7 protein-coding genes are annotated in these 9,639 nt (G+C 75.7%); 1 reads left to right on the top strand and 6 read right to left on the bottom strand.

What is annotated here, in order from left to right; translation table 11 throughout:
• The 5 genes from LPU43_RS17525 to LPU43_RS17505 all read right to left on the bottom strand — a co-directional run.
• Window positions 1-758 (bottom strand): siderophore-interacting protein (locus LPU43_RS17525; RefSeq protein ID WP_229401525.1); only part of this gene is annotated, 758 nt, incomplete at its 3' end.
• 148 nt (window positions 759-906) lie between these two features.
• Window positions 907-1,488, bottom strand: a complete 582-nt coding sequence (locus tag LPU43_RS17520; RefSeq protein ID WP_229401524.1) for a GNAT family N-acetyltransferase — start codon at window positions 1,486-1,488, stop codon at window positions 907-909.
• 134 nt (window positions 1,489-1,622) lie between these two features.
• The gene (locus LPU43_RS17515; protein ID WP_229401523.1) at window positions 1,623-2,552 is read right to left on the bottom strand and encodes an NHL repeat-containing protein; all 930 of its coding nucleotides are present in this window, start codon (window positions 2,550-2,552) and stop codon (window positions 1,623-1,625) included.
• Window positions 2,553-2,716: 164 nt separating this feature from the next.
• On the bottom strand, window positions 2,717-4,897 hold the full coding sequence (locus LPU43_RS17510; protein ID WP_229401522.1) for a carbohydrate-binding module family 20 domain-containing protein: 2,181 nt from the start codon (window positions 4,895-4,897) through the stop codon (window positions 2,717-2,719).
• 369 nt (window positions 4,898-5,266) lie between these two features.
• Window positions 5,267-6,760, bottom strand: coding sequence for an MFS transporter (locus tag LPU43_RS17505; RefSeq protein ID WP_229401521.1), 1,494 nt, complete (start codon window positions 6,758-6,760; stop codon window positions 5,267-5,269).
• Window positions 6,761-6,845: 85 nt separating this feature from the next.
• On the opposite strand from LPU43_RS17505, the gene LPU43_RS17500 reads away from it, so the two are divergent.
• Complete coding sequence (locus LPU43_RS17500; RefSeq protein WP_229401520.1) at window positions 6,846-8,978, top strand: penicillin acylase family protein; 2,133 nt, start codon at window positions 6,846-6,848, stop codon at window positions 8,976-8,978.
• A gap of 57 nt (window positions 8,979-9,035) precedes the next feature.
• Here LPU43_RS17500 and LPU43_RS17495 read toward each other — a convergent pair.
• Window positions 9,036-9,639, bottom strand: a 604-nt coding sequence (locus tag LPU43_RS17495) for a PucR family transcriptional regulator (RefSeq protein WP_229401519.1), incomplete at its 5' end; no start/stop codon positions are given.

Raw genomic sequence — 9,639 nt, 5'->3', positions numbered from 1 at the left:
GCGGCCGGGGTCGGCACCTCCCAGAGGATGTCCTGGTCCACGTCCACGTCGGTGACCGGCGCGGGGGCCGGCGCGCCCTCGCCGAGCAGCCCCGCCGCAGCGTCCGTGACGGCGGGGACGAGGCGGCAGCCGTGCCGGCCGCCGGCGCGCGGGAGCCAGGAGAGCTGCACGCCGGGCGGCGCGGCGACGCGGAGCGCGTCGTCCGGCTCGGGGACCTCCAGCAGCACCCGGCCCCGGGCGTCGGCGGGGAGCCGCTCGCAGATCGCGGCGATCGCGGGGACCGCCGTCTCGTCGCCGGCCAGCAGCAGCCGGCCCGCCGGCGGTGGGCGGAACTCGATCCCGCCGTGCTCGCCGCCGAAGCCGGCGTCCGGGCCGAGGAGGGCGGCCGGGTCGCCGGGGCGGACCCGGCGGGCCCACCGGGTGGCGGGGCCGCTGTCGCCGTGCAGGACCAGGTCGACGTCCACCTCGGCCAGGTGCGGGCGGGCCGCCCGGACGGTGTACGTGCGGATCGGGTTACGCCGCTCGTCGGGCAGGGCCCGCCACCGGGCGTACCAGTCGGGCCCCTCGGGCAGGCTCAGCACGGCCTGCCCGGTCAGCGGCAGCGCCAGCTTGATCCGCTGGTCGTAGCCGTTGTCGGCGAACCGGTCCAGGTCGGGGCCCGTGAAGGTGACCCGGACGAACGACGGGCTGAGCCGGCGTACGGCGCGGACCTCGACGTCGAAGAACCGCCAGGGCGCGATGGGCAGGGTCTGGGTCATGACGCCTCGCGGGGGTGGGCGGGGGCTCCGTGCCGTGGCACCCGGACTCGATCACTGGACACCCGCTGAGGGTAGCCTACCCTTACCTGCCGGGTGTCCGGGTGGGTGCCGGTCAGCCGGTCGGCCGAGCCCGCCCCCGGCCCACCGGTCAGGTCACGGGCGCGCCGGCCCGCTCCAGGAAGACGGTGCGGTCCAGAAAGACCAGTTGGGCACGCTTCTCGGGCAGGTCGACCTGGGGCCCCGGCACGAAGCCCGCGCGCGTCAGCCGGGCGATGGCCCTGTCGTTGCGGGCGTCCGGCTCGGCCACGACGCGCAGGCGGCCCGGATCGGCCAGCACGAACGCGAGGAAGGTGTCGAGGAGGGTCGCGGTGAAGCCCGGCTGGGCGCCGCCGTCCGGCGGCGCGATCATCAGGTGGATGCCGAAGTCGCCGGGCCGCACGTCGTAGCACTCCCCCACGGGGTCGGCCGCCGGCTCGTACGTCTGGAACAGCGCCACCGGCCGGCCGTCGCGCCGGGTCAGGTAGGCGTGGTGGGTGTCGAGGGAGTCGAGGTACTCGTAGATCTCCAGCACCCGCTCGCGGCTGGCCTCGCGCATGCCCCAGAACCGCGATCGCTCGCGGGTGACCCAGTCGTAGATCACGTCGATGTCCTCGGCCGGCCGCACGGGGCGGATGTCCACCTCGCCGAAGCCGTCGACGTGACGCGAGTAGGAGGCCGGGGCAGTCGTCATGTCTCTCCTCGCCGGGGGCCGGTGACGGGCGGTCGCGACACGCCAGCCTAGACGGTCGCCGCGCGCCGCGCCGCGCCGCCGGATCCGGCGCCGACGGCCGGGGCACGCGCGGCGCGTACCCCGGCGGCGGCCGGCTAGGGACGGACCGCGACCACCGTGTACGGCGTGGTCGGGGTCGGTGCGGTGGTGAACCGGGCGTTGGGCAGGTAGAGGCGGCCGTGGGCGGCGGCGACGGTCGTCGGCACGTCGAACGCCCCGTCGGTGATCGTCCCGGCGGGCGTGCCGGCGGTGCCGGCCCGGTCGAGCCGGACCACGGCGATCTCGTTGAGCCGGTTGCGCACCACGTAGAGCGTGCGGCCGGCCCGCAGCAGCCCGTCGCCGCTGGTGAAGCTCTGCCCGGGCACGTCGACCGCCGTGGTCGCGCCGGTCGCCGGGTCGACGCGGAACAGCGTGCCGGTGTTGGACTGCACGACGATCAGCCCGGCCCCGTCCGGGGTCGCGACGATGCCGTTGAGGTTGATCGCGCCGTCGACCTGCTGGAACTCGCCCGTCAGCGGGATCGTGGTGACGGCGTTAGCCGACGGGAGCCGCCCGTCCCGGCCGAGCGGCAGCCGGTAGAGCACCGGCCGGTACGAGTCGGTGAGGTAGGCGGCCCGCTCGGTGAGCACGACGTCGTTGACGAAGGTCGGCGCGGCGGCGAGCCGGTAGCTGGCCAGCACGCGCCCGGTGCGGGTGTCGACCACCCGGGCGTCGCCGCCGGTGCCGCCCGCGACGAACAGCCGGCCCCGGCGGTCCACCTTGAGGCCGAGCGACGGCGTGCCGGTGGCAGGGCTGAGCAGCTCGCCCGTGCCGTCGGTGAGGTCGGCCCGGTAGATGGCGCCGGTGGCGCGGGAGCCGAGGTAGGCGTACCGGCCGGCGGTGGCGATGCCCTCGGGCTGGAAGCCGTCGGGCAGGGCGATCACGTCGGGTCGACCGGCCCCGGGGTGGGCCTGCGCGGGCGCGGCGGCGGTGACGACGGTCGCGGCCAGGACGGCGGCGAGGACGGTCCGGAGGCGACGGTTCATGGGGCTCCTTCCGGTGTCGGGCATGGACCTTCGATAATCGGTCGAAACTCGTCGATCGGCCAGTCGATCGCGTCGTGTCACGGTCGGGCTCCGCCGCGACGGGTGACGGGGTGGCCGGGCCCGTGGTCGGAGCCGGCCACCCCGTCGGCGCGGGGCGGTGGTCGCTACCGCCAGGTGTCGGTGTTGGTCCGGGTGCCGCTGGCCGGCGTGGTGAAGGTGCGGTTACCGCCGCTCTCCCAGGTGACGGCGCCGTTCGGCTCCTTCTTGAGGTACTTGTACTCGACCGCCGTGTTCGGGGGCAGGTTCAGCGTGGCCCGCCAGAGCGGGTAGTCGGCCGGGGAGAGGGCGACGGCGTTGGCCGGGTTCCAGCCGCCGAGGGCCGCGATGTTGCCGACGACGTAGACGTTCTGGCCGTAGCTGGTGGTCACGGTGGCGTGGAACGAGGTGGCGATCTGCCCGCCGGTCACGGTGTCGCCGCGGAAGGTCTCGGTCACGGCGTGGGTGCCGCCCGACGGGGTGGTCAGGACGCGGTTGGCCCCGGACTCCCAGGTGACGACGCCGGCCGCCGTCTTCTTGAGGAACTTGTACTCCACGCTGGTGGAGCTCGGCAGGTCGACCACCGCCCGGTAGGTGCCGTCGCCCTGCGCGGTCAGCCGGACGGCGTCGGCCGGGGCCCAGGAGCCGAGGGCGGGGATGTTGCCGACGACGTGGACGTCCTGGCCGGCGGCGGGGGTGGCGGCGACGGTGAAGGTGGTGGCGACCTTGTCGGTGGGGACGACCGTCGGGGTGACGGTCGGCGACGGGCTGGCGCCGCCGGGCCGGGCGTCGACGTGGATCGCGACCGCGTTGTTGGCGGGGACGGTCACGGTGGCCCGGCCGCCGGAGACGGTCACGGTGCCGCCGGCGCAGCCGGACGCGGTGGCGGGGCCGGAGACGACGTCGCAGTACCGGCCGTCGGCGAGGCCGGTGGTGAACGTGGCGGTGCTGGCGCTGCCCGAGTCGTTGATCGCGATCCAGGCGCGGTCGCCCCGGTGGAAGCCGATGACGTTGCTGTTGACGGTGGTGAAGTCCGAGACGCTCCTGACGGGGCGGGCGGCGTTCGCCCAGCCGACCATGCCCTTGATGCCGGTGGAGCGGGTCAGGCAGTTCCAGGCGGCGCCGCAGACGGTGTCGGTGACGTGGCCGTTGCCGTCGGCCGGCGGGGACTGGTTGCGGTTGTTCCAGGTGAAGCTGTCGTAGACCGACGGCTTGCCGTGCGGGTAGGCCAGCGCGAAGTAGTTGGCCAGGACGTAGTCGGTGCCGTTCTTGTAGGACAGCACGACCCCGTCGCGCTCCAGGTCGTGGTTGGTGACCATCGCGAAGACGTTGGCGCTGGGCGCGTCGAGGTTCCAGTTCGGGATGCCGGCGAGGGCGGAGATCGAGCCCTGGAAGGCGGACCTCAGGCCCTTGGCGTACGCGAAGTCGAGCACGTCGCCGTTGCCGGTGAAGGCGCGGGCCTTGAGCGCGTCGTTGCTGGCGCCGTCGAAGATCTCCTGGGCGACGTACGGGCGCTTGTTCTCGGCCACCGTGTTGCGGAGCTTGCCGAGGATGGCGGCGAAGTCGTCCTTCTTGACGTGCTTGACCGCGTCGACCCGGAAGCCGTCGACGCCGAGGCCGATCATGTCGTTGAGGAAGGCGGCGATCTTCGTGCGGACGCTCTCCTTCTCGGTGTACAGGTCGGTCAGGGAGAGCAGCTCGCAGCTCGTGACCTGGGCCTCGTTGTTCCAGTCGTTGATGCCCCCGCCGGTCGGGCAGTTGTCGCCCGGGCGGTGGAAGTCCCCGTTGCCGTAGGGCACGGCCGGAAAGCTGTAGCCGGGGCCGGAGAAGTCGGTGCCGGCGTACCCGACGACGGACTCGGGGTTGTTCGCGCCGGCCATGTGGTTGACGACCGCGTCGACGTAGACCCGCACGCCGGCGTCGTGGCAGGCGGTGACCATCGCGGCGAACTGCGCGCGGGTGCCGAACCGGCTCTCCAGCCTGTACGACACCGGCTGGTACACCTCGTACCAGGGGTGCGCCCCGTCCGCGCTGTTGGGCAGGCTGACCGACTCCTGGGGCGGCGCGACCTGGACCGCGCCGTAGCCGGCGGGGCCGAGGTGGTCGGTGCAGGCGGCGGAGACCGACGGCCAGTTCCACTCCCAGAGGTTGGCCGTCACCTCGCTGTCGTTGAGCGCGACGGCGGCGCGGGCGGGGGTGGCGACGGTGGCGGTGGTCGCGACGGCGGCCGGTACGGCGACCGACGCGACGAGGGCGGCGGCGAGCAGGCCGCCGACGCGGCTGCGCAGGGGTGACCTCAGGCGTTCCATGACAGGTGGACCTTCTTCCAGGGGTCGAAGAGGCACTGGTGCGAATGGACGGCCGTCCGGGTAGCACGACGATGCGGGATGGATGAAAGTAATTGCAATACCTTGCGGAAAGATTTTTGAAACCTGCTCGCAACACGGCAGCCGACCCGCCGCATCCGGCGGGCCTTTACCCGCACTCCCCCGCAGCGCTGCGAGAAGCCCTTGACGCGCCCGGCGGAACGCCGTAGCTTCGCTCGCAACAACTTGCAAGACTTTCAGCGACTTGCGCGGGCAGGCCGCCGGCGCGCGGACTGCCTGCCCGGCGCGCTCCCCCCGGGTGCGTTCCGAGCCGGGGAGACTACCGCCCCGGACGCGCTCCCCGGGGCGCGCTCAGCCGGTGCGCTGCGCGCGCCGCAGCAACCAGGCGGCGAGCAGGCCACCGGCGAGGACGGCGACCGCGCCCACGGTCTGCCCGGCCTCCGACGCGACCCGGAACGCGTCGGTGACCTGGCCCCGCTCGGCGTCCGTGCCGGCGAGCGCCAGCGCGGCCGGGAACGACCCCGCGCCGGCCGCGGCGGCCGGCAGCAACCCGACGAACCGGGCGTTCAGCACGGCGCCCAGCACGGCGACGCCGAGGCTGCTGCCGACCTCCGTCATCGTGCCGTCCACCCCGGCCCCCGCGCCGGCCTTCTCCGGCGGGATCGCGCCCATCACCGCCTCGACGATCGCCGGGTTGGCCAGCGCGCAGCCCGCGCCCATCGTGAGCAGCCCGGCGAGCAGCACGCCGTAGCCGTCCGACGGGGCGTGGGTGACCCAGAACAGGCCGCCCGCGAGCAGGGTCATGCCCACGGCGATGGCGCGGGCGGTGCCGAGCCGGCCGATGACCCGGGCGGCGACACCGGCGAGGTTGAGCACCACGATGGACAGCGCGAACGGCACCATCCGCAGCCCGGCCTCCCAGGCCGGGTAGCCTCGCACGAACTGGAGGTGCTGGGTGAGCAGGAACAGCGCGCCGGTCGCGCCGAAGGTGATCAGGACGACCCCGGACACCGCGCCGACGAAGCGGCGGTCCCGGAAGAAGGTCATGTCCAGCATGGGCCGGGGCACCCGCCGCTCCCACCACACGAACGCGGCGAGCAGCAGCGCTCCCCCGGCGGCCGTGCCGACCACCGAGGCGGAGCCCCAGCCCCGCTCGGGCCCGGCGATGATCGCGTGGACCGTCGCGGTGAGGCCGGCCGTGGAGAGCAGCACCCCGCCCAGGTCGAGGCCGCCGCCGGCCGGGTCGCGCGACTCCGGCACCAGCGCCCCCGCGCCGGTCAGGCAGAGCAGCACGATGGGCACGTTGATCAGGAAGATCGCCTGCCACGGGAAGTGGGCCAGGATGATTCCGCCCACGGGCGGCCCGGCCGCGAAGCCCAGGGCGCTCGCCGCCGCCCACACGCCGATGGCGCGGGGCCGCTCGTCGGCGTCGAAGACCTGGATCGCCACCGCGAGGGTGGCGGTGACGAGCAGGGCACCGCCGACGCCCATGCCGGCGCGGGCGGCGATGAGCTGGCCGGTGGACTGGGCGAGCGCGGCGACCAGCGAGCCGGCTCCGAACAGGGCGAGGCCGACGAGGAGCATCCGGCGCCGGCCGTACCGGTCGACGGCGCTGCCGGCCGTGAGCAGCAGCCCGGACTGGACCAGCGCGTACGCGTTGATGGTCCACTGCACGTCGGCGGTGCTGGCGCCCAGCTCGGCGGTGAGCACGGGCACCGCCACGGTCAGCACGGTGTTGTCCAGCACCACCGTGACCTGGGCGAGGGCGAGCACCGCGAGGATGATCCACCGGGTGGGCAGCGGCCGGGCGGGCCCCGTGACGTCGAGCGCGACGGGGGCGCTCACCGGGGCTCCGCTTCCCAGTTCCGTTTCACGTACCCCTCCAGTAAGGTCCACCTAAGTTAGGGGAGGGTAACCTGAATTGAGGCTGTTGGGGGAGTCAGTAGCGCCCGACGGGCCGCGGCCCGGGGCCGCCGGCATCCGCCGGGACCGCTGGGGCGTGCCGCACCTGTGGGCGGACACCGTGGACGACCTGGCCCGGCTCCAGGGCCGGGCCGCCGCGATCGACCGGGCCTGGCAGATCGAGGTCGAGCGGTGGCGCTCCGAGGGGCGGCTGGCCGAGCACGTCGGCCCCGCCGAGGTGGGCTGGGACCGGTTCGCCCGCCGGGCCCGCCTCGACGACACCGCCCGGCGCTGCTACGACCGGCTGGACCCGGCCACCCGGCGCTGGGTCGCCGCGTACGCCCAGGGGGTCGGCGAGGGGCTGGCCGAGGGCGCCGCCGGCGCGCCGGAGTTCGCGGCGACCGGCTCCGCGCCCGGCCGGTGGCGGCCCTGGTCGCCGCTGGGGGTCTTCCTCGTGCAGCACGTGCTCTTCGCGACGTTCCCGAACAAGCTGTGGCGCGCGCACGTCGCCGCCACCCTCGGGCCGGCGGCGACCGCTCTGTTCGACAGCGACCCGCCGGGCGGCTCGGGCAGCAACGCGTGGGTGGTGCCCGCCGACGCGGCCACCGGCCGGGCCCCGCTCATCGCCGGCGACCCGCACCGCACGCTCGAACTGCCCGGCATCTACCACCAGGTCCGCCTGGCCTGCCCCGAGTTCGACGTGGTCGGTTTCGCCTTCCCCGGCGTCCCGGGCCTGCCCCACTTCGGCCACGCCGGCGAGGTGGCCTGGGCGGTGACCAACGCGATGGCCGACTACCAGGACGTCTACCGCGAGCACCTGCGCCGCGACGGCGACCGGGTGCTGGTCCGCGAGGCCGACGGCTGGGCCCCGGCCCGCCGGCACGTCGAGCAGATCGAGGTGCGCGGCGGCGAGCCCGTCACCGTCGAGGTGATCGAGACCGCGCGCGGCCCGGTCGTCGACCACGACCGGCACACCGGCGACGCGCTCAGCCTGCGCACCCCCGCCCGGGTCGAGCAGCGCCTCGGCTTCGACGCGCTGCTGCCCCTGCTGCGGGCGCGCACCGTCGACGACGTCGCCACGGCGCTGCGCGCCTGGGTCGAGCCGGTCAACAGCGTCCTGGTCGCCGACCGCTCCGGTGCGGTGACCCAGCTCGTCGCCGGCCTGGTGCCGCAGCGCGACGAGCGGTGCCGGCGGGAGCCGGTGCCCGGCTGGGAGCCGCGCTACCGGTGGACCGGCGGATACGCGACGATGCCCCGCGCGGCGGTCACCGGGCCCGCGGCCTGTGCCAACGACCGCCGCCCGGACACCGTGGCGCTCGGCGCCGACTTCGCCCCGCCGCACCGCGCCCGCCGCATCCGGGCGCTGCTGGCCGACGGGGTGCCGCCGGAGACCGTGCACACCGACGACCGGCTGGAGGCGGACGTCCTGCGGGCGGCGCTCGGCCGGCTCGACCCCGCCGCGCTCACCGCGCCGGCCCGCGCCCTGCGCGACCGGCTGGCCGCGTGGGACGGACGGATGGCGGCCGACAGCGCCGACGCGGGGGCCTTCGCCGCGTGGCGGGCGGCGCTGGCCCGGGGGCTGCACGAGCACCCGTGGCTGCGCCCGCTGCACGCCCCCGGCGCGTACGACGAGCTGTTCGCGGCGTGGACGAACCCCCTCGGCCGCATCGGCCACGCCCTCGACGCCGTGGTGGCGGGGCTGCCCCGCCTCGGCGTCGACGTCGACCCCGTGGCCGCCGCCGCCCTGGAGGAGGTGGCGCACGGCGACCCGCCCGGCGCCTGGGGGCGGCGGCACGTCCTGCACCCCGTCCACCTGTCGGTGGCCGAGGAGGTCGAGGCCGCCGTGCGCGCGATGCGGGCGCGGGTGTCGCTCTCCGGCGACAGCGACTGCGTGCTGGCCACCAGCAGCGTGCCCGGGTTCTCCGACGCCTGCTGGCGCGGTCCCGTCGCCCGCTACGTCTGGGACCTCACCGACCGGGCGGACAGCCGGTGGGTGGTGCCCTTCGGCGCGTCCGGCCGCCCGGGCGACCCGCACTTCGACGACCAGCTTCCCCTGTGGGCCGACGGCGACCTGATCCCCGTGGTCACGGACTGGCGGCGGCTGCGCCCCGAGCCGCCGGGGGGCGCGTCCCCCGTTCCAGGCCCCCGCACGCTCGGCTGATCGCCCCGCTCGCCCGGTTGGCCGCTCCTGCGCGCCGGGGCGGGCCGGCCGCGCCGCTCAGCCCCGGTCGAGCCAGGTCCGCAGCGCCCACCACCAGCGCACGGTCTGGGGCACCGGGGACCGGCCGCCCGGCTCGGCGAGCGTCGGCGGCAGCCCGGTCAGCTCCTGCAACCGGCGCAGCCGGTACCGGACGGTGTTCGGGTGCAGGTGCAGCGCCTCGGCCGTGCGGTCCAGCCGCTGCCCCTGGTCCAGATAGGTCAGCGCGGTGCGCACCAGGTGCCGGTGGAAGGCGTCGGCCGGGTCGAGGGGGCCGAGCAGCTCCCCGCTGACCAGCTCGGCCAGGACCGGCTGGGCGGCCAGGGCGGTCTCGCCGGCGAGGTCCACGACCCGGTGCAGGCCGCGCCGGCCGGACGCGGCGGCGGCGCGCAGTGCCGCCACGCAGAGCCGGTGCAGGGCCGGGGCCTCGGACAGCGGGCGCGCCGGGGTGGCCACCACGAGCACCCCCGGGGCGGCCAGGTCGGCGGGCGGCAGCCTCGGGGAGAGGCCGGCGAGCCGGTCGTCGACGGTGCCGAAGACGCCCCCGCCGCCGCGGAGCTGCCGCTCCACCGCCGGGATGCGGGCCGGGTCCGTCAGGTCCGTCACCACGCAGTGGTAGCGGCCC

The sequence above is a fragment of the Micromonospora okii genome (genome assembly GCF_020884795.1).
GTDB classification, from domain to species: Bacteria; Actinomycetota; Actinomycetes; order Mycobacteriales; family Micromonosporaceae; genus Micromonospora; species Micromonospora okii.
This window is presented reverse-complemented; position numbering and strand designations above follow the sequence as displayed.